This is a genomic window from Nodosilinea sp. LEGE 06152, assembly GCF_015207525.1.
In the GTDB taxonomy this organism is placed as follows: Bacteria; Cyanobacteriota; Cyanobacteriia; order Phormidesmidales; family Phormidesmidaceae; genus Nodosilinea.
Window position 1 is genome coordinate 196660 of sequence record NZ_JADEWR010000007.1, and the last position, 23215, is coordinate 219874.

19 protein-coding genes are annotated in these 23215 nt (G+C 58.4%); 11 read left to right on the forward strand and 8 right to left on the reverse strand.

Annotation, left to right across the window (positions count from 1 at the left end; genetic code table 11):
- Positions 1 to 26: 26 nt before the first annotated feature.
- Both IQ265_RS11970 and IQ265_RS11975 read left to right on the forward strand, forming a co-directional pair.
- Complete coding sequence (locus IQ265_RS11970) at positions 27 to 1484, forward strand: HAMP domain-containing sensor histidine kinase (RefSeq protein ID WP_228037829.1); 1458 nt, start codon at positions 27 to 29, stop codon at positions 1482 to 1484.
- A gap of 11 nt (positions 1485 to 1495) precedes the next feature.
- Positions 1496 to 2194 (forward strand): response regulator transcription factor, encoded by a 699-nt coding sequence (locus tag IQ265_RS11975; RefSeq protein WP_194053718.1) that lies wholly within the window; start codon positions 1496 to 1498, stop codon positions 2192 to 2194.
- A 3-nt stretch (positions 2195 to 2197) separates the two neighbouring features.
- On the opposite strand, the gene IQ265_RS11980 is transcribed toward IQ265_RS11975, so the two are convergent.
- The 7 genes from IQ265_RS11980 to IQ265_RS12010 all read right to left on the reverse strand — a co-directional run bounded on the left by IQ265_RS11980 (position 2198) and on the right by IQ265_RS12010 (position 12184).
- Positions 2198 to 3217 carry a glycosyltransferase gene (locus tag IQ265_RS11980; protein WP_194053720.1) on the reverse strand — a complete coding sequence of 340 codons (1020 nt, stop codon included), beginning with the start codon at positions 3215 to 3217 and terminating at the stop codon, positions 2198 to 2200.
- A 455-nt stretch (positions 3218 to 3672) separates the two neighbouring features.
- On the reverse strand, positions 3673 to 4338 hold the full coding sequence (msrA, locus tag IQ265_RS11985; RefSeq protein ID WP_194053722.1) for a peptide-methionine (S)-S-oxide reductase MsrA: 666 nt from the start codon (positions 4336 to 4338) through the stop codon (positions 3673 to 3675).
- 82 nt (positions 4339 to 4420) lie between these two features.
- A complete protein-coding gene (locus IQ265_RS11990) occupies positions 4421 to 5659 on the reverse strand; it encodes a Zn-dependent hydrolase (RefSeq protein WP_194053724.1) in 1239 nt (412 codons plus the stop codon).
- 254 nt (positions 5660 to 5913) lie between these two features.
- Positions 5914 to 9060: an efflux RND transporter permease subunit gene (locus IQ265_RS11995; RefSeq protein WP_194053726.1), complete on the reverse strand. Its 3147-nt coding sequence runs from the start codon at positions 9058 to 9060 to the stop codon at positions 5914 to 5916.
- Positions 9061 to 9262: 202 nt separating this feature from the next.
- A complete protein-coding gene (locus IQ265_RS12000; protein ID WP_194053728.1) occupies positions 9263 to 10636 on the reverse strand; it encodes an efflux RND transporter periplasmic adaptor subunit in 1374 nt (457 codons plus the stop codon).
- Positions 10637 to 10753: 117 nt separating this feature from the next.
- Entirely contained in the window at positions 10754 to 11332 is a 579-nt protein-coding gene (locus IQ265_RS12005) for a YdeI/OmpD-associated family protein (protein ID WP_194053738.1), read from the reverse strand.
- 177 nt (positions 11333 to 11509) lie between these two features.
- Entirely contained in the window at positions 11510 to 12184 is a 675-nt protein-coding gene (locus IQ265_RS12010; RefSeq protein ID WP_194053740.1) for a DUF2461 domain-containing protein, read from the reverse strand.
- Between the two features lie 225 nt (positions 12185 to 12409).
- On the opposite strand from IQ265_RS12010, the gene IQ265_RS12015 reads away from it, so the two are divergent.
- A complete protein-coding gene (locus IQ265_RS12015; RefSeq protein ID WP_194053742.1) occupies positions 12410 to 13264 on the forward strand; it encodes a LysR family transcriptional regulator in 855 nt (284 codons plus the stop codon).
- 25 nt (positions 13265 to 13289) lie between these two features.
- On the opposite strand, the gene pheS is transcribed toward IQ265_RS12015, so the two are convergent.
- Entirely contained in the window at positions 13290 to 14291 is a 1002-nt protein-coding gene (pheS, locus tag IQ265_RS12020; RefSeq protein WP_194053744.1) for a phenylalanine--tRNA ligase subunit alpha, read from the reverse strand.
- An 87-nt stretch (positions 14292 to 14378) separates the two neighbouring features.
- On the opposite strand from pheS, the gene surE reads away from it, so the two are divergent.
- The 8 genes from surE to IQ265_RS12060 all read left to right on the forward strand — a co-directional run bounded on the left by surE (position 14379) and on the right by IQ265_RS12060 (position 23206).
- On the forward strand, positions 14379 to 15206 hold the full coding sequence (surE, locus tag IQ265_RS12025) for a 5'/3'-nucleotidase SurE (RefSeq protein ID WP_194053746.1): 828 nt from the start codon (positions 14379 to 14381) through the stop codon (positions 15204 to 15206).
- A 233-nt stretch (positions 15207 to 15439) separates the two neighbouring features.
- A complete protein-coding gene (locus tag IQ265_RS12030) occupies positions 15440 to 16330 on the forward strand; it encodes an MBL fold metallo-hydrolase (protein ID WP_194053748.1) in 891 nt (296 codons plus the stop codon).
- Positions 16331 to 16469: 139 nt separating this feature from the next.
- Positions 16470 to 17519, forward strand: coding sequence for a bifunctional riboflavin kinase/FAD synthetase (locus IQ265_RS12035; protein ID WP_194053750.1), 1050 nt, complete (start codon positions 16470 to 16472; stop codon positions 17517 to 17519).
- 197 nt (positions 17520 to 17716) lie between these two features.
- Positions 17717 to 18625: a MoxR family ATPase gene (locus tag IQ265_RS12040; RefSeq protein ID WP_194053752.1), complete on the forward strand. Its 909-nt coding sequence runs from the start codon at positions 17717 to 17719 to the stop codon at positions 18623 to 18625.
- Between the two features lie 114 nt (positions 18626 to 18739).
- Positions 18740 to 18994, forward strand: coding sequence for a hypothetical protein (locus tag IQ265_RS12045; protein WP_194026098.1), 255 nt, complete (start codon positions 18740 to 18742; stop codon positions 18992 to 18994).
- Positions 18995 to 19068: 74 nt separating this feature from the next.
- Positions 19069 to 20238 (forward strand): MltA domain-containing protein, encoded by a 1170-nt coding sequence (locus IQ265_RS12050; RefSeq protein ID WP_194053754.1) that lies wholly within the window; start codon positions 19069 to 19071, stop codon positions 20236 to 20238.
- Between the two features lie 67 nt (positions 20239 to 20305).
- Positions 20306 to 22339, forward strand: coding sequence for a sodium:proton antiporter (locus tag IQ265_RS12055; RefSeq protein WP_194053764.1), 2034 nt, complete (start codon positions 20306 to 20308; stop codon positions 22337 to 22339).
- 123 nt (positions 22340 to 22462) lie between these two features.
- On the forward strand, positions 22463 to 23206 hold the full coding sequence (locus tag IQ265_RS12060) for a precorrin-2 C(20)-methyltransferase (protein WP_194053766.1): 744 nt from the start codon (positions 22463 to 22465) through the stop codon (positions 23204 to 23206).
- Positions 23207 to 23215 lie beyond the last annotated feature (9 nt).

A 23215-nucleotide genomic window follows, 5' to 3' on the forward strand; every position in this document is an offset into this window, starting at 1 on the left:
GACCAATCGTCCCTGTTATTACCCCTTTGGCACGTCTTGCGCAGTCCAAGTTCACTCTGTCCCTGCTGCCGCTGAGCGGTTGGCGGCAAATACTGGGCGAAGCCCGCAGCCGAATTTTGATCTGGTACCTGCTGCTGATGTCGCTGTCGAGCGTGGCATCGGTACTGACGGTGCGACAACTTTTGTTTGTTCGCCTAGACGAACGGGTCGAGCAGTCGCTGTACCAGGAGGTTGAAGAATTTCGCCAGCTGCGCAACGGCAGAAATCCTGAAACCGGTCAGCCCTTTGACCAGGATATCAAAGCGATTTTTGACGTGTTTCTGTCGCGCAATATTCCCGAAGACAACGAGTACCTGCTAGCCATCGTAGACGGCGAATTCTATAAGGCCAGCTCACTGGCCCTGCCCATGGCGCTGCGGCCCGATAGCGTTCTGATGCAGGAGTGGGCAGCCTTAACCCAGCCCCGGCAGGACGGCGAAGCGACCCTCTCGGGCACCGTGCTCTATCTGGCTGAGCCAATCACGGCGGCAGGACAGGTGAGGGGGGTGTTTGTCGTCGCCCACATGGTTAGCCGCGATCGCGCCGAGGTCACCGAGTCGGTGCTGATTATTGCCCAGGTGTCGCTGGTGGTGCTGGCGATCGCATCGGCACTGGCCTGGTTTGCGGCGGGCCGAGTGCTCGCCCCGCTGCGGCTGCTGAGCCAAACCGCCCGGTTGATCACCGAGTCAAACCTAACCGAGCGCATTCCCCTAGAGCGGGCCACGGGGGACATTGCCGAGCTAACCCGCACGTTTAACGACATGCTCGACCGCATTGAGGCCACCTTCAACAGTCAGCGGCAGCTGCTCAACGATGTCGGCCACGAGCTGCGCACCCCGATCACCATCATTCGCGGCCATTTAGAACTGATGGGCACCACCCCCCAGGAGCAGCAGGAAACCCTCGATATCGTCATTGACGAACTCGATCGCATGAGCCGCTTCATTGATGAATTAATGCTGCTGGCCAAGGCCGAACGGCCCGATTTTCTATTCCCAGAACCCATCGACCTGACGGCGTTTACCGAGGAGCTATACGCCAAAATTACCGCTCTGGGCGATCGTCGCTGGCAGCTAGAGGCGATCGCCGCCGGGCAGCTAGTGGGCGATCGCCAGCGCCTGACGGAGGCGATCGTCAATCTGGCCCAAAATGCTACCCAGCACACCCGCTCAGGTGACACCATTGCGTTGGGGTCTAGTTGCCACAACGACCAGATCCACCTTTGGGTACGCGATACCGGCGAAGGCATTGATCCAGCCGACCAAACCCGCATTTTTCAGCGCTTTGTTCGCGGCAAGAGTCGCTATGGCCGCTCCGATGGTTCGGGCCTGGGGCTAGCCATTGTGCAGGCCATCGTGCAGGCCCACGGCGGCAGCATTCAGCTTGCTAGCCAGCCCGATCAGGGCGCGACATTTACCTTGGTTCTACCCCTCAAACCGCTCTAGGAGCTCCATTTATGAATCGGATCCTGATCGTCGAAGATGAGCCTCGCATTGCCTCCTTTCTAGAGAAGGGGCTGCAGGCCCACGGCTTTACCACCACCCACTCTGAGGATGGTGACGGCGGTATTGCCCTGGCCCTAGACGGCGAGTTCGATCTACTCATCCTCGATCTGGGTTTGCCCGATCGCGACGGCATGACGGTGCTAGAGGCCCTGCGCGGCCAGGGTTTTGCCAAACCCATTATTTTGCTCACCGCCCGCGACGACCTCTACGACAAGGTAACCGGGCTAGAGGCTGGGGCCGACGACTACGTCACCAAGCCCTTTCGCTTCGAAGAACTGCTGGCCCGCATTCGAGCCCGCCTGCGATCGCTGCAAACCAGTCCCGACCTGGCCAAAACCACGCTGTCCGTTGGCTCCGTAGTGCTCGACCTGATGGCTCGCCAGGTGCAGGTGGGCGGCCAAGTGGTCGAACTGTCGGCGCGAGAATTCATTCTCACCGAAACGTTTATGCGCCACGCCGGGCAGGTGCTCAGTCGCGAGCAGCTGCTCGATCTCGCCTGGGGTTATGGCTACGATCCTGGCTCAAACATCGTCGATGTCTACGTGGGCTACCTGCGCAAGAAACTGGGCAGCGACTGCATCGAAACCGTGCGCGGCATGGGCTATCGCATGGTGCTACCAGAGGTCGTCAACGCGGCCGCGCCAGGCTAGAAACTAAGACTCCGAACTAACCATCGGAGCCGACTTGTATTCAATCAGCGTTGCAGGCTTATTGCGCCAGCGATTGAGCCAGTATCGGCCCTGCCCAAGCGCCTGGGGAAACTTTGAAAGCGTGCAGAAAAAAGCATAGATACGCGCGTGCGCAGGTGAGTCGCCCTGGCCTTGACGGTACTTATAAATTCGCCATCCTAGAACTAGGTAGCCCAGCAAAAGCAGCAGGCTTAGCCCCCGAGTCGGCCAAGCTAACGCCAACGCTACCGCAGGTATAATTGCCCCCCAGAGCCAGCCGCTCTTATTCTCCTTCACCATGTAAGCCTCGGAAGACTCACCGTACATAGCTTTGCCCTCTGCGACCGCCCATCCCCCTCGAATCGAGCGCTTCCACCATTGACCAAAACGGGTCATAGCAGCATCGTGCAGGGTCATGTCAGCATCAATGCGCTGCACTCTCCATCCCTTTTGGCGCAGCCGAATACACATCTCTGGCTCTTCCCCACAGATCATTTTGGGGTTGTAGCCACCCACGACTTTGATCGCCTCAACTCGGGCCAACATGTCGCCTCCGCAGGCCTTAGCTTCCCCTACGGGAGTATTCCACTCCATGTCAGCCAGGCGATTGTACGGAGACGCATCAGGAAACCGCTCTCGCCGCCGACCACAGACGATGGCTAAGTTATCTGCTTGACCTAAAGCCATGACGGCCCGATCGATCCAGCTAGGCAGCAGCTCGCAGTCGCCGTCAATAAACTGTACATAGCTCAGCTCGGGAAAGTTGTCGACTAAGTACTGAAATCCAGCGTTGCGCCCGCGAGCCATGGTGAAGGGCACGGTCATATCGAGTTCAACAACGTTAATTCCCATCGCTTGTGCCTTAGCCACACTGCCGTCAGTAGAGCCAGAATCTACATAGACAATGGGGCTGCCAGTAGGCACATTGGCCTGCAGAGACGTGAGACAGCGAATCAGACGCTCCCCCTCATTGCGGCCAATAGTCACGACGCCGATCTGATGCATGCTAAAAAAAGAATTAGGGACTACAGCTCAACTTGAAAATACAGGATTAAGGCCTAAACTTTGGCAAGATCATTCCAGATTTCACCAATACTTCATCAACAGTTGTGATTGAGAACACGGCTGTATTTTATACAGAACAGCTTAGAAAGCAGTAGATTAAGAATTCAAAAATCTTCCTAAAGATAGTGTCATGCTGCTATTCGAGTATTTTTACCACTTTCTGTTCCTAGCCCACCTGAAACTATTAAATAGAAAAGAATTGAATCTAAGCGAATTGTCGAGCGAGGTGAACTGGCTGCTTTCCCCAAGATACCCGCGTTTAGGCTTCAGCTAATGTCACCTGCATTGCTTTAATCAGACCTGTGCAGCAAAAAAACTGGTCATGCACGCCTCACGGTTTTCTTGAAGCAGCGCATGACCAGACATGTATCAACCCAAGGATTGGAGCTGTCGTTCTAGCTCTCGACGGCTACCCCCACTGGGCAGGCCACATTAGTGCCGCCCAGGCCACAGTAGCCGCCTGGATTTTTGGCTAGGTACTGCTGGTGGTAGGCTTCAGCGTAGTAAAACTCTGGGGCCTCCAAAATTTCGGTTGTAATAGAGCCATAGCCAGAACGAGTAAGAGCGTCTTGGTAGGCCTGACGAGACGTTTCCGCCAGCTGGCGCTGGGCCTCAGAGTAGACATAAATACCCGAGCGGTACTGAGTACCGACATCGTTGCCCTGGCGCATACCCTGGGTAGGGTTATGGTTTTCCCAAAAGGTTTTGAGAATTTGTTCGTAGGTAATGACCGCTGGGTCAAAGACGACGAGCACGACTTCGTTATGGCCCGTTAGCCCAGAGCATACCTCTTGATAAGTGGGGTTAGGGGTATAGCCAGCGGCATAACCTACAGCAGTAGAATACACGCCCTCTAGCTGCCAAAACTTGCGCTCAGCTCCCCAAAAGCAGCCCATGCCAAAGAGAGCTAGCTCCATACCAGCGGGAAAAGGGGAACTGAGGGGATTGCCGTTGACATAGTGCTTGTCGGGCACGGGCATGGTCGCAGACCGACCCGGAAGTGCCTCATTAGCAGCGGGCATTTCAGACTTTTTGCCTTTGCCTAAACCAAAGAAAGCCATAGGAATGATTGCAATACGTATAGGAGCAGTAGTTAAACTATAGCGTCAACAACTTGACCATCTCCGGTAGGGATATCCCTGCTCAGTGGTAGTGGCGATCGAGGCGCAGCAAAGTTTCTAGCAATACGTTGGCCCCGTTAACGCACTCCTCGGGGGTCGTGTACTCCACTTCTGAGTGGCTAAAGCCGCCCTCACTGGGCACAAAGATCATGCCCATATCGGTAAAGCGGCCCATTTCGAGGGCATCGTGGCCCGCGCGGCTCGGCATGGGCATGTGGCTCAGGCCAAAGCGATCGCTCACCTCGGCAATGATCGCCTGAATGTGATCGGCAGCAGGGCTGGGAGCCACATTCAGCTGAGGCACAATTTCAATGGTGGTATCGGTGCCCCGAGCAATGAGCACTAGCTCTTCCCTAAGGTCGCTCACTAAATCATTGATCACGTCTTGGTTGAGGTCGCGGACATCGAGGCTGCACTGCACTTGACCCGGCACAATATTGGCGGCATTTGGCCACACCTGCAGGGCACCTACGGTGGCGACCTGCTGTCCGGGGGGTCGGGTGCCTAAGCGGTTGACCGCCAGCACTACCTGCGCCGCCGCCACCAAAGCATCCTGCCGCTGCCCCATGGGCGTGGTGCCGGCGTGGTTGGGCCGGCCAGTGATCTGAATCTGGTAGCGCTGCATGCCAACGATGCCCTGCACTACGCCAATCTGCTTCTGGGCAGTTTCCAGTACTCCACCTTGTTCAACGTGAAGTTCGACAAAGGCGCAGACATCGTCGCGGGTGCGTTTAGCCAAAGCCAGCTGATCCCAGTTGCCGCCAGCGGCATTAACGCATTCGTCAATGGGGCGACCATCTTTGCGGCAATAGTCAGCAGCGTTGAGGGAGGCGGTACCAGCCATAGCACGACCGCCAATCATGGTGTCTTCTTCATCGGCAAAGACAATCACCTCAAAGGGGTGGTCGAGCTCAATATTGTTTTCGTGGAGAATGCGAGCGACTTCAATACCTGCCAGCACCCCCAGGTTGCCGTCAAACTTGCCGCCGCAGGGCACGGTGTCGATGTGGGAGCCGGTGGCAATAGCCGGGGCGTTGGTGCGGCCAGGGCGGCGACCAATCAGGTTGCCAGCGGTGTCAAGACAGGTACTCAGGCCCGCCTCTACCATCCACCGCCGCACCAGCTCACGGCCCTGAAAATCTTCTGGACTAAAGGCTAACCGACAAATACCACCGTTTTCAAGCTGCCCGATCTGAGCCAAGTCGTCGATGCACTGGTTAAGGCGCTTGCCGTTAACACTAAGGGTTTGTAGGAGGGCCATAGGTGCTTAAGTTAGAAGGAGTACAGTGAAGAGATGAAACGTTGACTCCAGAAAACGTTATGGAACATCATAAACCGTGATGCCTCTGTATACAGTCCATTGTATACAGAAACTCGGCAGGGCTCTGCTCGATGAGAACTTTTTGACGCCAGGGGTTGCCAGCGTTTAATTGGGTTAATTTTGTGCGGTTGAGAGCGGCCCTCTCATTCAGTAAACCCAACTTAGCGGCCCTGATGATGGAGATCCAACCCGGTTTAACCATGGGTCTGCTCTAGCAGAGGTCGGTTAGGGGCGGCGACAGGGAGGCCCCCCGCCCGCTGCCCGCGCTTGGTCAGTAAAAAGGCGGCGGGCACAAAGTACAGCGCCAGCAGGGTGGCCCCAGAGATGCCGCTGGCAATGGCGATCGCTAGGGGACGCCAAAAGGGATCATTCTCCAGCAGCAGCGGCACAAAGCCGACGATGGTGGTGGCGGTGGTGGTAAGCACGTGGCGGGTGGCCCGGAGTAGCACCTGTTGCACCGCTTTAGGGCTGCCCTGGCTAGCTTCCGGGTCTTCGTTGAGGGCGGTGAGCACCACAATCGAGTCGTTGAGGGCGACACCGATCAAGCCCATGGTACCGACGATCGCCATAAAGCCCAGCACCGCCCCAAACAGCTTTAGCGACAGCAGCGCCATGCCAATGGAGCCCACCGCCACCACGCCCATAATCGCCGCCTGGCGAAACGACCCCAGCGACAGCACCAGCGCCGCCACCATACCCAGCAGCAAAATCGGCAGAAACAGGGCCAGATTGCCCATGGCGGTGTCCTGCTGTTCGACCTCGCCGCCAAACTCGTAGCGGTAGCCGGGGGGCAGCTCAAAGTTAGTCTCCTCTAGCCGCTGCTGAAGCTCGGTCAGCACCGTGCTGGGTAAAGTGCCAGCGGTGATGAATGCCTGTACAGTATTGACCCGCTGCTCGTGGCGGCGGGCGATGCGGGCCAGCTGCGGCACCAGCCGAAACTCGCCCAGGGCCGAGGCGGGGCGGGCAGTGGCAGACTGGGGCGACTGCAAGTCTACGCTGGCCAGGGTATTGAGGCGGCTGCGATCGCCGTTGCCCAGCCGCACCCGCACCGGCAGGTTTTCGGTAGCTTCTAAAATTGCGCCGCCGGTCACTCCTTCGGAGTAGGCGTCGAGCTGCTGGGCGATCGCCCCATTGGTCAGCCCCGCCTGGCGCACCTGCTCGGGGTCGAGGGCGAGCGCCAGCTGGGGCCGGTTCTCGCTGAGGCTGTCGCGCACCTGCACCACATTGGGGATCGTAGTCAGCAGGCCGCGCACTTCCAGACCCAGGCGGCGTAGCTCGTCAAGGTTGGGACCGTAGAGGCGCAGCTCCACTGGAGCATCGAAGGGTGGCCCCTGCTGAAATTTTTGGGCGATGATGCGGGCGGCAGGAAACAAATCGCTCAGCTCGGCCTGGAGGCTTTGCACCAGCGGGTCAATGGCAGCGGCAGACTTGAGCTGCACGATCGCCTGGGCGTAGTAGGGCTGGTTTTGGCGTGCCCCCTGGATGTTGTAGTAGACCCGCGGCGCGCTTTCTCCCACAAACCAGTGGACATCGGCCACATTCTCGTGGGCCAAAATCACCTGGCGGGCTTGGAGCGCGCGATCGCGCGTCTGCCCAATGGCGGTCTGGGGGGCAAACTCAATCTCAATCTGGAACTGGTCGCGGTCGATCTGGGGAAAGAACTGACTGGTCAGGGTGCCCGCCGCGATGAAGCCCGCCAGGGGAATGGCGAGGGTGAGGGCGATCGCCGTTAGCGGTCGGGCGGTCATACGGGCGATCGACCAATGGTAGACCCGCGATGCCCCCGGTAGTGACAACCCCTCGTTCCACCAGGCCTCTGGTCTGTCTAGAAAGCAGAAGGTTCTTCGCTGCGATCGCGGCTGATCGCGGCGGCCCAGCACTCGCGCCGCCAGAGCCGCAATCAGCGTCAGCGAAATCGCCAGCGACGAAATTAGCGCCAAGATCACCCCCAGGGCAATGGTGCCGACAAATTCCCCAGCCGCCCCCGGCAGCAGGTAAATGGGCAAAAACGTCAGCACCGTAGTCGCCGTCGAGGCCAGCAGCGGCACCTGCAGGCGTCGTACCGTGGCCATAGCGGCGTGGAGCGGGTCGGCTCCCTGCTGAATATCGGCCTGAATCTCATCCACCACCACAATCGCATTGTCGATCAGCAGACCCAGGGCGATGATCAGCCCCGTCACCGACATCTGGTGAATCGGCACCCCCAGCACCGTCATCCACACAAACACCGCAAACACCGTAAAGGGTAGCGCCGTGCCCACCACCAGCGCCGATCGCCAACCCATGGTCAGCAGCGTCACCCCCACCACCAGCGCTGCCCCCAGCAGCAGGTTCACCATCAGCGTACTAATGCGGGTCTCCACATAGCCGCTCTGGTCAAAAATCACCTCCAGGACAATGCCGTCGGAGAGGCGATCGCGAAAGTCATCCAGGGTAGTTTGGGCGCTGGCCCCCCACTGGTCAATGCGCTGCCCCGACTGCATCATCGCCCCTACCACCACGGCGGGCTTGCCCCCTATCAGGGCCAGACTGGTCAGCGGATCGCGCACCCCCCGGCGCACCTGGGCAATGTCGCCCAAACGGGTAAACTGCCCTGCCTCGGTGCGAATCGGGATCTGGCGAATCTGTTCGGTGCTCTCCAGGCCGCTGTCCACCTCGATGGCCAGGGTTTGATCCGGCGATCGCAGCTGCCCGGCGCTGGTTTTGGCATCACTCAGGGCTACCTGGTCGGCCAGCTCCTGGGCCGACAGCCCCACCGCCACCAGCTCCGGCGCATTGATTTCTACCAAAATTTCTTCCTCGGGACGGCCAAAGAAGTCCACATCCTCGGTGCCGTCGATGCCTCGCAGGGCCACCCCCAGCTCTTCGGCGTAGCGGCGCAGCAGGGCGTAGTTCGGCTCCTGCGGCAAATCCCAGGTCAGCGCCGCCACCACGGTGTAGGCCTTGACCAACACCTCCGACAGGTCAGGGGCCGTCGTCCCCGCCGGAAACCGGGTAGCCGCCTCATCCATCTCGTCGCGCACCCGCGACCACACTGGGGCCGTGTTGGTCACCGAGTCTACCAGCTCCACAGTCACCGACGAAAAGCCCACCCGCGAGTCCGATTCGAGCACGTCGATTTCTTCGATCGCCGCCAATTCCTCCTCCAGCACGCGGGTCACCAGCGCCTCCACCCGCTCGGCACTGGCCCCAGGGAAAGCGGTGGTAATCACKGCCACCCGCGACACCAGCTCCGGGTCTTCCTGGCGCGGCAGCGATTGGTAGGCCGACAGCCCCCCAGCGACGATGAGAATGATGGTGAGGATGAGCAGGCGAACGTTGGTGAAGAAGGGGCGAACCATGGGGGTAGGGGGGTTGGMKSMGYKGGCRGRWGGNTSTSGRTMWRRCGTAGGTTGGGCACTGCCCACCAATAGCTCTGGGGCTTGATCAGATCGCCTGGAACAACCCTGGGTTGTCGGTGGAGAAGACCAAATCCCAGGGTGCTGGTGCTGGAACTAAAGCCCGGCAGATCGCCCAGAAGAACCCTGGGATCTAACTCTGGATCTAGTCACCGAGCGGCCTGACCTGTTGCCCTGGCACCAGCCGATGGATGCCGCTAGCAACAATGCGATCGCCTCCTTGCAACGTCCCCTGCACCAGCACCCGGTCGCTCTCCTGGTGCAAAATCTCGACCGCTTTGGGCTGCACCTGGTAAGCGGTGTCACCAAACTCCGTCTCCATGGGCACCACGGCGTAGGCGCTCCACAGGCCGCGAATATCTTGGGTTAGCGCTTCAATCGGTAGCCACAGGCCGCTGGTGGGAACCGTTTCATTCAGCTCGACTCGAACGGTCTGGCCGGGGCTGACGCGGGTCAGGGCGGCGGGCTCTAGCTGAAGGACCACCACCTGGGTGCGGGTGGTGCCGTTGACCTCCGGCAGCACCGCTTTGATCGTGGCAGGGAAGCTCTCGGTATCAGCATTTACCGTCACCGCTTCCCCGGTCCGCAGGCGGCTGGCGGCGCGGGTGGGCATACCGATGCGGGCCTCGGGGGCAACGCTTTCCACGAGGCGTACCACCGTCTGCCCAGCCGCGACGACCACGCCCTCATCCACCTGCCGAACGGCGACAATGCCGTCGAAGGGTGCCCGCAGGGTGCTCTGGTTGAGGTCTACGTCGATGCTGGCGATGCTGGCTTCGAGCTGTTGCACCACCGCCTGCTGGGCCGCCACCTGCTCCGGGCGGGTGCCGTTGAGTAGTTCATCCAGGCTGCTCTGAGCGCTATCGCGGCGAGCGGCCAGAGCATCGGCCCCAAAGCTAAACTCGTCAAGCTGCTCCTTAGAAATCGCCCCCCGCTCGTAGAGAAATTCCCGCCGCTCCCGCTGCTGGCGTTGCAGGGCCAGCTGGTTGTCCACATCGCGCACCTGGGCCTGGGCGGCGGCGATCGCCTCCTGCCTTGCCCCCCGCTGTAGCTCTAGCAGCTGGGCCTGGGCCTGGGCCAGCTGGGCTTCGAGCTGGCGGCGCTGGGTGAGCAGGCTCTGAGTATCGAGCTGAGCCAGGGCCTGACCCGATGAGACGCGATCGCCCTCGGCCACCAGCACCTGCACCAGCTCACCGCTGCGAGTGAAACCCAGGTCGCTGCTGCGCAGGGCAGCAATTTCCCCGGTGTAGGCGCGGGCCACCTCGTAGCTGCTGACGGTATCCACCGTCAGGGTTTCCACCGCCAGGACGTTGACGGAGCTGGCTTCCGATTGTGAATCCTGAGCTACCAAGCGACTTTGTAGCAGGGGGATACCCACCGCCAGCAGCAGCCCGGTGGCCCCAAGGCCCAATAGCCAGCGACGATTTAGGTATCGATTGGGCCGAGCTGGGGCACTGGTGTGAACTACAGAGAGAGTTTCCTGAGACTGGGTGTTCTCGGGCAGGGAGCAGTCAGACATCGGGATTTCTCCGAGAGATGGGTTAAGCGTTGCGGAAATTAAGCAATCGAGTGGACTGGAATATCAGGGCTTCAGGCAATGGTGGGCAGCGCCTACCCTACGGGGTTCAAAAAACATTTATGTTTGGGGAACTTTTTTGTTTTGAGCGGCTAAAACCGCCGTTTTTTCAATACGTTTGGCGCGGGTTTCAGGTGTCTTGGCTAGCTTGATCCAGCGCAACACATTGCGGCGATTAGACTTCGCAAAGTTCTCAAAGTTTTCCTTGGCAGGTGGGTGTGACTCTAGCGCTGCTACCAGGTCATCGGGCATGATCAAAGCATCGACGTCGTCCATGAAATTCCATAGACCATTGCGCTTAGATTGCGCGATCGCCTCCAGTCCAGCCGGGTGCATCTTTCCTGCTTTGATCAGTTTTTCGGCTCTGTCTTTATAGCTTTTCGCCCAGTGCTGCACCTGGCGCGGCGAGATCATCTGCATGGTGCGATCGTCGTCGAGCTGGCGACGAATGCCGTCAACCCAGCCAAAGCAAAGCACCTCATCAAGAATGGCCTGAACCGAGACGTATTTTTCGCCCGTGTGCTTCTTGTAAGTCACCAGCCAAATGCTGTCTGTTTGGGTGTAGTTTTCCTCTAGCCACCGCCGCAACTGCTGGGCTGAAGTCACCTCTACCTGCTCAAAATTTTCGGTTTTGATCATGGCAAAACTTTTGTTGAACTGTATGGCGTTTCATTCCCAATTCGAATCACACAACCCCGACTCATAAAAAGCCAAACCTCAGAGAAATAGGCGTAGCCGAGCAGCGCTCTATCGCATTCACCCTTCAGAATTGGGGGTAGACGAGGAAGATTTAGCGCCCTGTTCTATTAGGCACATCTAATCAGTGTCGACAATGCGGCCAAATTTTAGTAGAGAAGCGCAGCTTTTGGCGTAGTCCACAATGCAGTCAACAATGTCGCCGTCGAGCCAGGCCCCGCGACCGAGGTGAACCATGGTGACAAAACTTTTTAGCTTCAGATAATCAGCGTATTCATGTTCAGAATATGCGTCGTAACCGCGCGGCATTTTAGTCAGTTTGTCCTCGTCGCTAAAGGACAATCCCGCTGACTCTAAGTCCTTCAGCACGGTGGCAAACTCCTCGGGTTCGTCGACAATTTTGTCGCGAATGGGGCCGAGGGCGGCGGGGCTGAGTTTGTAGTACCCGCAGGCGATCATTCCGCCGGATGACTCTAGCTGCACGTAGACCAACCCTTCTTTCTCGGCCTTGGTGCCCGAGGGGGTAAGCACGCCGCTGACGTGGGTGCTGTAGGGCGATTTGTCCTTAGAAAAGCGTACGTCGCGGTTTTGGCGAAACATGGTTTTTGAGCCGCCCGCCAAGGGCACCGGAGCGCCCGTCAAGCAATCGGTTGCCAGCTCTAACATCATCGCAAAGGGCTGGCGAACGTAGGCATCAAACTCGTCGCGGTGATCGTCGTACCAGGCTTTTTCGTTGTTAGCCGCCAGCCCTTCAAGCAGTTCAAAGGTTTTGGGGGTGAAATTGAGATCCGTCATGGGCATTAGCAGGGCAGAAAATGGATTCAAACCGACAATGCTGGCGCTGCGAGGGGAAATAGTGAGCCTACTTCCCCAGAGAGTTGTCTTCCCTAGAACTCAAGCTTCTAGGGACAATCGAACATATAAAAATCTGTATTAAAATCGAACCAATCAATATGTAACATGATATTAATAAGAAAACAAATATCAGTTTTTGATTGATTTATATCCGTTTTGGTATTGATGAATCTAAAAACCCTAACGGCCTTCATTGCCCTGGCGGAGGAGCTGCACTTTGGCCGCGCCGCCCAGCGCTGCGGCATCTCGCAACCAGCCATCAGCCGCCTGCTGAGCGAGCTAGAGGCAGATATCGGCGTCAAGCTGCTGCACCGCACCTCCCGCGAGGTGTCGCTGACCAGCGCCGGGCGGGGCTTCCTCGACTCGGCCCGCAAGGCAGTAGCCTACGCCGATATGGCGGTGCGGGCAGCGCAAGCTGGAGCGGTAGATGGCATCGACTCGCTGACCGTGGGCATGGTGATCGGCACCGAGCAGCCCCTGGTGGGCAAGCTAATTGCTGAGTTTAAACGCGCCCACCCCGAAACCCGAGTGGCCCTGCGCCGCATCGATGAGCGCGACATTGGCGCGGCGCTGACCGATGGCCATATTGATGTGGCGATCGCCTGGGATGTGGCGATTCCCGCTGGTCTACACCATCGCTCCCTGGGCAAGGTGCCCCTGGCGGTGATGGTGCAGTCAGGCCACGAGCTAGAGAAAAAAGAGCCGGTCACCTGGGCCGACCTGGCGGGCTATCCAATCATTCTGCCCGATCGCGATCGCCAGCCGATTATCTACGACCACTACAAGCGCTACACTGCCGAGGCAGGCTTTGAACCGCAGATTGCGGTAGATGTATCCACCATGGCCGACGCGCTGGCGATGGTGGCGGGCGGCGTGGGCGTGGGCAATGCGCCCGTGGTGCCGGGGCTGCGCTACCCAGGGGTGTCGATTTTGCGGCAAGAGCCGCTATTCGAGTTTAGCTATGAGCTGGTCTGGGCCCACGCTATTCCTGCGGTTGAAAGTCTGCTCAACCTGTGCTAACAAGTCGTGCCCCAGCAGTCGGGCCCTAAAATTGCCTCAAAAACCGGAGGTCGCTAGTGTAGAGGCGGCGAATGTCGTCAATCTGGTGCTGCACCATAGCCAGGCGCTCGACCCCCAGCCCAGCGGCAAAACCGCTGTAAACTTCGGGGTCGTAGCCGACGGATTTCAGCACGTTAGGATCGATCATGCCGCAGCCCAGCACCTCTAGCCACTTGCCCTGCCACTGCACATCCACCTCAGCGGAAGGCTCTGTAAACGGGAAATAGCTGGGGCGAAACCGCACCGGAATATCGCCGTAGAGGGCCTCGAGAAAGACCTTGATGGTGCCCCGCAGGTCAGTGAAGGTGATGTCGGTATCGACGGCAAAAAATTCAATCTGGTGAAATACGGCGGCGTGGGTCGCATCGACCGTATCACGGCGGTAGCAACGACCAATAGCTACGGCTCGCAGCGGAGGCTCGTTGGCCTGCATATAGCGAATTTGTGTATTAGACGTATGGGTGCGCATCAGGTGGCCGTTGGGCAGGTAGAGGGTATCCTGCATGTCGCGGGCCGGGTGATCAGGTAAAAAGTTGAGGGCTTCAAAGTTGTAATAGTCGGTCTCGATTTCGGGCCCATCGGCTACGGTGTAGCCCAGACCCACAAAAATATCGACAATGCGATCGATGATGCTGTTAATGGGGTGAATGCGGCCCTGGGGGTGAAAAATACCCGGCATGGTCACATCGAGGGTTTCGGTGGCGAGCTGAGCCTCAATGCGAGCCGCTTCTAGGGTGGTTTTACCGTGATCGAGCTGAGTCTGAATCAGCTCTTTGACTTCATTGGCCAAGCCACCTATGCGGGGGCGTTCTTCCGCAGAAAGCTTACCCATGCCTCCCAAAACTTTGGAGAGCTGGCCCTTTTTGCCCAGGTAGCCAATCCGTAGCTGCTCTAGCTCGTCTAAGGTGGCGGCAGCGGCGATCGCCTTTTGGGCGGCCTGCTTCATGGCGATCAGGTCAGCTTCTAGCTGGGTGGGTGCGGAAGTCATTCTGGGTGTATCGTGCAACAACAATGGGGCCAGGCCCAACTTGGTATCCCCAAGCTTTGATTATTTTAGTGTGGCGGGGGAACAGTCATGAACATTCTGATTAGTAACGACGACGGTATTTTTGCCCTGGGCATGCGGACTCTGGCAACGACCCTGGCGGCAGCAGGGCACCAGGTCACAGTGGTATGCCCCGATCGCGAGCGATCGGCCACTGGCCACGGCTTGACAATGCACAAGCCGATTCGAGCCGAGGTCATCGAGTCGGTGTTTGACCAAGACATTCATGCCTGGAGCTGCTCGGGCACTCCGGCCGACTGTGTCAAGCTCGCCCTGGGGGCGCTGATGACGACCCTACCCGACGTGGTGGTTTCAGGCATTAACCACGGGGCTAATCTGGGTACCGATGTAGTCTATTCGGGCACGGTATCGGCAGCGATGGAAGGGGTGATGGAAGGGATCCCTGCGCTCGCCGTTAGCCTGACCAGTTTCACCCAGGGCAGCTTTGCCCCAGCCGCCGACTTTATTCGCGACCTGCTGGCCGATCGCGATCGCTTCTCTCCAGCCGCCCCGCTGTTGCTCAACATCAATGTGCCAGCGGTAGCTGCCGCCGACATCAGAGGAGCCAAAATCACTCGCCAGGGCATTCGCCGCTATTTCGACCAGTTTGAAAAACGCCTTGACCCTCGTGGCAAAACCTACTATTGGCTGGCCGGGGAGGCGATCGCTGAGGTCGAAGACCCGCTCCCTAACCAGGGCTGGCCCCCCGATTTGAAGCAGTCGCTGGCGGCTATCCCCACCGATGTAGAGGCCATTCGCGATCGCTACATTTCAGTTACACCGCTGCAGTACAACTTGACCGCCGTGGGTGATCTGTTAGATTTGGCCGAGGGGCGACGGCTCCTGCTGCCAACGTAAGCCCGTCGGGAACAATTAATGTACGCACCGTGGGATCTCGCCGCGCTTCCGGGCAAACTAGAGACAAACAACCCGCAGCACCTTGCGTTTCTTGAGTAAGGTGGCTAAACCCACCCTGACCATTTTGAACAGAGTTCATTACTATTAGAGGAATCTCAGGTAAATGCTCTACCCAAAGGCGCATCTATACTTTCTAGCCTGATGTTCCATGCTTTCCCAACTCCGAGAGATCCATGGCTGAGCTGACCGAGCAATTTTTAGTCCGGTTTTGGGGCGTGCGTGGGAGCATCGCCTGCCCAGGGGCGTCTACAGTACGCTACGGCGGTAACACTTCCTGTGTTGAGATGCAGGTGGGCGGCCACCGGCTCATTTTTGACGGCGGCACTGGCTTGCGCGAGCTGGGTCTAACCCTGCTGAGCGAAATGCCGGTCGAGGCCAATCTCTTCTTTACCCACTCCCACTGGGATCACATCCAGGGGTTTCCCTTCTTTGTACCGGCCTTTGTGCGGGGTAATCGGTTCAACATTTATGGTGCGGTCGCCCCTAACGGCTCCACCATTGAGCAGCGCCTCAATGACCAAATGCTGCACCCCAATTTTCCGGTACCGCTACAGGTGATGGGGGCCGACCTCAAATTTTGCGACATCGACGTCGGTGAGACCCTCCGCATTGGCGACATTACCGTTGAAAATGCTCTGCTCAACCATCCCGGCGAGGCCGTAGGCTATCGGGTGACCTGGCAAAATCAAGTGGCCGCCTACGTCACCGACACCGAACATTACCCAGATCGGCTAGATGAAAACGTCCTGTGGCTCGCTCGAGATGCAGACGTCATGATCTACGATTCCACCTACACCGACGACGAGTACCACGATCCCAAATCTAGCAAGGTGGGCTGGGGACACTCCACCTGGCAGGAGGCGGTCAAAGTAGCCAAGGCTGCCGGCGTAAAAACGCTGGTGATCTTTCACCATGACCCAGCCCACGACGACGAATTTATGGATCAGGTAGCGGCTCAAACCAAAGCCATGTTCCCTGGGGCGGTAGTTGCTCGCGAAGGCCTGGTCTTAAACCTCACCGCCTCTGCCGCCGTTTCAGTACCGACCTCAGTGACCAGCGCTTAGCGCGACCTTCGCTAAATTTAGGTTGGCCAAGTGAGTGGGGGCAGGGACGCCGCCAGGGCAATTGGTCAAGCTCAGGTTCTGGGCAATCGACAAGCCTGACGTCCACTCGGGGGCAGCAGTCTGTGTAAAAATGTAAAGCGTGTGGATTACGTCTTCTCTTACGACAGCTATTACCCCCACGGCCATTGCCCTGGGGAACTTTGATGGCGTGCACTTGGGCCACCAGGCGGTGATTGGCGCAGTTGTACCGATCGCAGGCAAAGCAGCGCCACCGTCTAGCATTAGTTCCGACCAGCCTGGGGCTGCCCTGCGGGGCCTGAGCAATCGCCAGCGAGTACAGACCAGCATCAGCCCTGCCGAGGCTACGGGGGCACTGGTAACGCCCGTCCCCACGGTAATGACATTTTTGCCTCACCCCCAGGAGTTTTTTTCGGGCCAGGCCCGGCCGCTGCTCACGCCTTTACCCGAAAAAGCGGCCCAAATTAGCCGTTTGGGCATTGAGCAACTGGTGCTTTTGCCTTTTGATCAGCACCTCGCCAATCTCTCGCCCGAAGACTTTGTCGAATCGCTGCTGATCAACCAGCTGCGGGTCACCAGCATTAGCGTTGGCAAGGATTTTTGCTTTGGTAAACGGCGTCAGGGCAGCGTCGACGACCTGAAGACCCTGGCGGCTCGCCACGGCGTGCAGGTGCACATTGCGCCGTTGACCTGTTTGGGTACCGAGCGCATTAGCAGCTCGCGCATTCGTCAGGCCCTAGCAACAGCCGATTTAGAAACGGTTAGGGCGCTGTTGGGCAGGCCCTATAGCCTCACCGGTCGGGTTGTGCAGGGCCAGCAGCTGGGGCGCACTCTGGGCTTCCCGACCGCGAATCTGCTGCTGCCAGTCGACAAATTCCTGCCCCAAACCGGGGTTTACAGCGTTTGGGTACAGGGAGCTACCCAAACCCCTTATCCTTTAGTGCCTGCCGTCATGAACCTGGGCACCCGTCCAACCGTAAAGGGGTTGGCCCTTACCGTCGAGGTGCATTTGCTGAACTGGACGGGCAATCTCTACGGCAAAACCCTAGACGTGCATCTGCATAGCTTCCTGCGGCCGGAGCAAAAATTCGATTCCCTCGACGACCTCAAAGCTCAGATTCAGCGTGATTGTCAACAGGCGCTGGGGGAATTGGCGCGATCGCCCTACTAACCCCAATTCATGTCCAGAACTGGGGTTTTGCCGGTGGGAAAAGTCAAAACCCTGAGCTGGACTCGGTATGGGGGCTGTCATCGACCCTTGCTAGTAGGCAGTTGGGGTGCGATCGGGGCATCATAGGCCTACATACATTACGTCTAAGTTCAGCCGAAAACCTTAATCTGAACTTGGCTACAGCAGGGGTTCACCGCATGCGCGATCGCATTGAGACACTCGTTCAAAACTTAAACAAGACCATTGTTGGCAAATCAGACTCGATTCGGCTCGTGCTGGTGGCGCTTTTTTCGGGCGGACACGCCCTGCTTGAAGACGTGCCGGGGGTCGGCAAAACGCTGCTGGCTAAGTCCTTGGCCCGCTGCATCGACGGCAAGTTTCAGCGGATTCAGTGCACCCCCGATCTGCTGCCCACCGATGTTACCGGCACCAACATCTGGAACCCTAGCAGCGGCGAGTTTCAGTTTATGCCGGGGCCAGTCTTTGCCAATATTCTGCTGGCCGACGAAATTAATCGGGCGACCCCTCGCACCCAGTCTGCCCTGCTAGAGGTGATGGAGGAGCACCAGGTCACCCTAGACGGGCGATCGCGCCCGGTGCCCGACCCATTTTTTGTGATCGCCACCCAAAACCCAGTGGAATACCAGGGCACCTTTCCGCTCCCTGAGGCCCAGATGGATCGCTTCGCGTTGTCCTTTAGCCTCGGCTACCCCACCGCCGATGAAGAGCTCAACATGCTGCAGCGGCTAGGGGGCCGCCTGTCTCCCCACGACATTCAGCCCTGTATCACCCTTGATGAGGTGATGGCGCTGCGACAAGCCTGCGCCCAGGTAACAGTGGAGGAGTCATTACAGCGCTATATTCTAGACCTGGTTAGAGCAACCCGCAGCCACAGCGAGATTACCCTGGGGGTCAGCCCACGGGGGGCCGTAGCCTTCCATCGGGCAATTCAGGCTCTCGCGTATCTGGAGGGGCGCAGCTACGCCATCCCTGACGACGTGAAGCAGCTCGCGCCGCACGTCCTGGCCCACCGCCTCATCCCTGCCGGGCACCATCGGCCCCAGCGCCTGGTGGCCGACCTGCTAGATAGCACCCCAATTCCCTAAGCCATCGACAAGAAATTGGCCAGGTGGCAAACAGAAAAATCCCTTGAGCAATGGTAGTTTTTGGGGCCGAACAGCCCATAATAGGGGCGGTGAACTGAAGGACAGCAATCTCCCATGCCAAGAACGCCCAGTGAGTACATCGTTCACATGCTGCTTGATGGCGGCCACCACGAAGAGGTGCGTTTTTCCTCCATTCAGGATTTTCAGAAGTGGTACAGCGGCGAGTTGATGCCCAAAGCCACCTCCGAGGAATTTATTACGGTGCCCTTGCCCAAAGTAAACCCCGGCGAATACATGGTCATTCGCCCCTCTCGCCTCAGCGCCATTCGGGTTGAGCCAGTCTTTAGCTCTAGTGTTGAACGGTTTTAATGGGTGGTCAGTTTAGGTTTAGCGCAACTATCGGGCAGCTGGTGGCTGGCCTCGGAATGCTGGCACCCTTAGCTATGTTCGATCTGGCTCTGCCCTCGATAGCAGTGGCTGAGGTGAGCGAGGATCGAGGGGAGCTGGTGGCGGAGCTGGCCCCCGACGCTGAGGCCCCAGCCGAACTACCGCTACGCCTTCTATCAGCGGCGGAAGCAGAGGCGGTATGGCCTACCCTAACCCTACCCGACGATCGCCAGGCGTTGCTGCAGGCCATTAACCACAGCTTTACGTACCTAGCCACGCCTAAAGCCCGAGAAGATTACCAACAGCATCCGGTACCAGGAATTACGCGCGATCGCGTCTGGCACAGTTTGCAGCGCCTGCGTCAGCTGGTGGTCAATAGCCCCAACAACCGGGCTTTCCAGACTGCCCTGCGGCGAGACTTTGACCTCTATGCCTCCATTGGCTCTGACGGGAATGGCACCGTGGCCTACACCGGCTACTTTGAGCCGCAGTACCGGGCCAGTACCGTACCCACCGCTGAATACCGCTACCCCCTCTACCGCCGTCCCCCCACGATAGAAACCTGGCCGCAGCCCCACCCCACCCGCCTGGAGTTGGAGGGGGCAGACGGTTTGGCCGCTAGCGAAGGGCCCCTAGCCGGGCTGGAGTTGGTGTGGCTGGCCAGCCGCCTGGAGGCATTTTTAGTGCAGGTGCAGGGCTCGGCTCAGCTTCAGCTCACCAACGGGCAGAGCATGTCAGTGGGCTACGCGGGCCGCACCGATTACCCCTACACCAGCATTGGTCGGGCTCTGGTCAACGACGGCAAAATCGATCCAGACAACCTGTCGCTGCCCAATCTCATCGCCTATTTTGAAGCCCATCCCGAAGACCTAGACCGATATTTGCCCCAGAACGAGCGGTTTATTTTCTTTCGTGAGGGTGGCGGTGGGCCACCTACGGGCAGCCTCAGTGTACCGGTCACAGCGGGGTACTCCATCGCCACCGACAAGGCGCTACTGCCACCGGGGGCGATCGCGGCTATTCAGGTACCGTTGCCTCAGCAAACCGTCGAGGGCACCTGGAGCCGCCAGCTCACCACGCGCCTGGTGCTCGATCAAGACACCGGGGGCGCTATCCTGGGACCAGGGCGAGTTGACCTATTCGTGGGAACTGGCCCCCAAGCCGGAGAACTAGCCGGGCGCATAAACACCTCAGGCCGCTTGTATTACCTACTGTTGCGGCCTTGAGTGCCCACCCCCAACGTGGCGATAATTCCCCTGGTCTGCCACAGTAGGGGTGTTACCCTATACGCCTATGGATACTTCCTTTGCCCTCACCCTACAAATCGTGCTCACGGTGTTGGCCGGAGTCACCGCACAGGTCATTGGAGAAATCGCTAGGGTTCCCAGCATTATTTTCCTGCTGCTGTTTGGCATTGGCCTGGGGCCAGACGGCGTTGGGCTGCTCCATCCCCAGGATTTAGGGGTGGGGCTAGAGGTCATTGTGGCCCTCAGTGTAGCGCTCATTTTGTTTGAGGGCGGCCTAAGCCTGGAGCTCAGTGAACTGGGCCAGGTGTCAAACAGCCTGCGCAATCTAGTTACCATCGGCATTTTTGTTACCCTCATCGGCGGCGGCATGGCGGCCCATTGGCTGGGGGAATTTCCCTGGCCTCTTGCCTTTCTCTACGCCTCTTTAGTGGTCGTTACGGGCCCCACAGTGATTAGCCCTCTGCTGCGTCAGGTGGAGGTCGATCGCAAGGTCGCCACCCTGCTGGAAGGGGAAGGGGTGCTGATTGACCCCGTCGGTGCCATTCTAGCCGTGGTGGTGCTAGACATCATTCTCAATGGCGACGCCGATCCAACTACGGTGGTCGGTGGGCTAATCCTGCGGCTGGGCATCGGCACGTTGATTGGGGTAGTGGGTGGCGGTCTGATTGGGCTTTTGCTCAAGCGAGCCAACTTCTTAGGTGAAGATCTGCGCAATCTGGTGGTGTTGGCGGGGCTATGGGGGCTGTTTGGGCTGGCTCAGAGCATTCGTAGTGAGTCAGGTCTGATGGCCACAGTGGTGGCGGGCATGATGGTGCGTTGGCTGTCGGTGCCCGACGAGCGCCTGCTGCGTCGGTTCAAAGGACAGCTGACCGTGCTGGCGGTATCGGTGCTGTTTATTTTGTTGGCGGCTGATTTGTCGATCGCCAGTGTGTTCGCCCTGGGCCGAGGGGCCGTCTTGACGGTACTGGTGCTAATGGTGGTAGTACGTCCAATTAATATTTGGCTGTGTACTCGCTCCAGCGACTTGAATTGGCGGCAGAAACTGTTTTTGAGCTGGGTAGCCCCGCGTGGCATTGTCTCGGCTTCGGTGGCGTCTCTATTCGCCATTTTGCTTACCGAACGCAGCATTAGCGGTGGCGACGCCATTAAGGCGCTGGTGTTTCTCACCATTATTTTGACCGTGCTGGTACAGGGACTGACGGCACGGCTAGTAGCGCGCTGGCTTGGTATTACTAAAGCTGATGCGGTGGGCGCGGTGATCGTAGGATGTAGCCCCCTGAGCCTGCTCATGGCCCGCCTTATCAAAGAATATGGTGACCCGGTGGTCATGATCGACACCAATGAATCCTCTTGCGCGGACGCTGAGAAGGAGGGTATTGAGCTATTGATCAGCAGTGCCCTCGATCACGATGCCCTCGACAAAGCTGGGCTAGGTAAAGCCGGTACCTTTTTGGCGATGACCAAAAATGGTGAAGTGAATGCAGTGGTAGCCCAACGGGCGCTAGAGGAGTTTCAGCCCGCTCGAGTGATCGCCGTAGTACCCCAGGACAAAAGTGGGGGCGACCTGCCCAACAAGGGACAGCTCAAGGGGGCTCAAACCCCCTATGTATCTTTAAAGCAGTGGAACACCTATCTCAACGATGGCGAGGTACGCCTGGGTGAAACTCAGCTGCGGCAAGAGAAATTTGACCTTCAAAAGGCTCATTTAGCCACCCTCGTGCAGGGTGGCAGTATGGTGCCGCTGCTGGTTGAGCGAGGTGATGCGCTACGGGTGACGCTAGGACAGGATGCTTGGGAAGTAGGCGATCGCGTTATTTATCTGTGGCACGACTCTAAACCCAAGTTGCTAAAGCAGCTAGCTGGCGGTATTCAACCCAGCCGACTCACCCTAGAAACGGTACCGGCGGTTGAGGCGGTTCCTCGCGAACTGCCTCAACCGCTACCTAAGGCTGAGGCTCTGGCGGCGGTTTTTCCTGACAGCGTGGCGGCTTCTCCCAATGGCTCTGCTCCAGCAGAATCGACCGGGTCGGCCACGAACAGACCCAATGATGGGTCTACAGCGGCAGCTGACGTTAGCTGACGTTTTAAATCAATAATTTGTGATCGCTAGAGTAAATGCTCGGCATTTCCCCTTTGCAGCTAAGTTAGCGGCCTAGCCACAGCTGTGCTGGCAGCGTAGTCTTGTCCCCGTATAGTCACGCGCATGGTGTCTACTTCTGCTCATTCCTCTAAGTCAGGTACCCTCACCGGTATTGGCGTTGGCCCAGGCGACCCTGACCTACTTACGATCAAGGCCCTAAAGTGCCTGCAGCATGCTGACGTAGTGGCCTTTCCCCAGGGGCGCAACGGCCAGCCAGGATTAGCGCAGCGCATTATCGCGCCGCACTTAGGCCAGCAGCTGCTGCTGCCTCTAAATTTTCCCTACGTCCTCGACCAACACCAGCTTTCTAATGCTTGGCAGCAGGCAGGCGATCGCATCTGGCAGTGCCTCAGCCAGGGTCAAAATGTAGTGTTTGCCTGCGAAGGAGATCTGAGCTTCTACGGCACCTTTAACTATTTGGCTCTCGATCTAGAACGGCGCTACCCGACAGCCAGAGTTTACCGAGTTCCGGGCATTTGTTCCCCCATGGCGGCGGTCAGTGCCTTGGGCATTCCCCTTACCGTGCAGGCCGACAAGCTTGTAGTGCTGCCGGCCCTCTACGCGCTTGCCGACCTCGAGTCCGCTCTGGGCTGGGCTGATGTGGTAGTGCTACTCAAAGTAGGGTCGGTATATGCCGAAGCTTGGAAGCTGCTGAAACAGCGGCAGCTGCTGGAGCAAAGCTGGGTTATCGTCAACGCCACCCAGCCCAATCAAGCCATCTATCGCCCGCTCACGCCTTACCCTGATCTCGATTTACCCTACTTCTCCTTAATGGTCATTAGGTCAGGGGCAAATCCGCTACCCTAGAAAGGAACA

What these genes read in the sequence shown, in the direction of transcription:
- IQ265_RS12055 (WP_194053764.1), top strand. Translation starts at nt 20,306, where the DNA reads ATGGATACTTCCTTTGCCCTCACCCTACAAATCGTGCTCACGGTGTTG.
- IQ265_RS12000 (WP_194053728.1), bottom strand. Translation starts at nt 10,636, where the DNA reads ATGTCTGACTGCTCCCTGCCCGAGAACACCCAGTCTCAGGAAACTCTC.
- IQ265_RS12030 (WP_194053748.1), top strand. Translation starts at nt 15,440, where the DNA reads ATGGCTGAGCTGACCGAGCAATTTTTAGTCCGGTTTTGGGGCGTGCGT.
- IQ265_RS12010 (WP_194053740.1), bottom strand. Translation starts at nt 12,184, where the DNA reads ATGACGGATCTCAATTTCACCCCCAAAACCTTTGAACTGCTTGAAGGG.
- IQ265_RS12060 (WP_194053766.1), top strand. Translation starts at nt 22,463, where the DNA reads ATGGTGTCTACTTCTGCTCATTCCTCTAAGTCAGGTACCCTCACCGGT.
- IQ265_RS12015 (WP_194053742.1), top strand. Translation starts at nt 12,410, where the DNA reads ATGAATCTAAAAACCCTAACGGCCTTCATTGCCCTGGCGGAGGAGCTG.
- IQ265_RS11975 (WP_194053718.1), top strand. Translation starts at nt 1,496, where the DNA reads ATGAATCGGATCCTGATCGTCGAAGATGAGCCTCGCATTGCCTCCTTT.
- IQ265_RS12050 (WP_194053754.1), top strand. Translation starts at nt 19,069, where the DNA reads ATGTTCGATCTGGCTCTGCCCTCGATAGCAGTGGCTGAGGTGAGCGAG.
- IQ265_RS12045 (WP_194026098.1), top strand. Translation starts at nt 18,740, where the DNA reads ATGCCAAGAACGCCCAGTGAGTACATCGTTCACATGCTGCTTGATGGC.
- pheS (WP_194053744.1), bottom strand. Translation starts at nt 14,291, where the DNA reads ATGACTTCCGCACCCACCCAGCTAGAAGCTGACCTGATCGCCATGAAG.
- surE (WP_194053746.1), top strand. Translation starts at nt 14,379, where the DNA reads ATGAACATTCTGATTAGTAACGACGACGGTATTTTTGCCCTGGGCATG.
- IQ265_RS11990 (WP_194053724.1), bottom strand. Translation starts at nt 5,659, where the DNA reads ATGGCCCTCCTACAAACCCTTAGTGTTAACGGCAAGCGCCTTAACCAG.
- msrA (WP_194053722.1), bottom strand. Translation starts at nt 4,338, where the DNA reads ATGGCTTTCTTTGGTTTAGGCAAAGGCAAAAAGTCTGAAATGCCCGCT.
- IQ265_RS12040 (WP_194053752.1), top strand. Translation starts at nt 17,717, where the DNA reads ATGCGCGATCGCATTGAGACACTCGTTCAAAACTTAAACAAGACCATT.
- IQ265_RS11980 (WP_194053720.1), bottom strand. Translation starts at nt 3,217, where the DNA reads ATGCATCAGATCGGCGTCGTGACTATTGGCCGCAATGAGGGGGAGCGT.
- IQ265_RS12005 (WP_194053738.1), bottom strand. Translation starts at nt 11,332, where the DNA reads ATGATCAAAACCGAAAATTTTGAGCAGGTAGAGGTGACTTCAGCCCAG.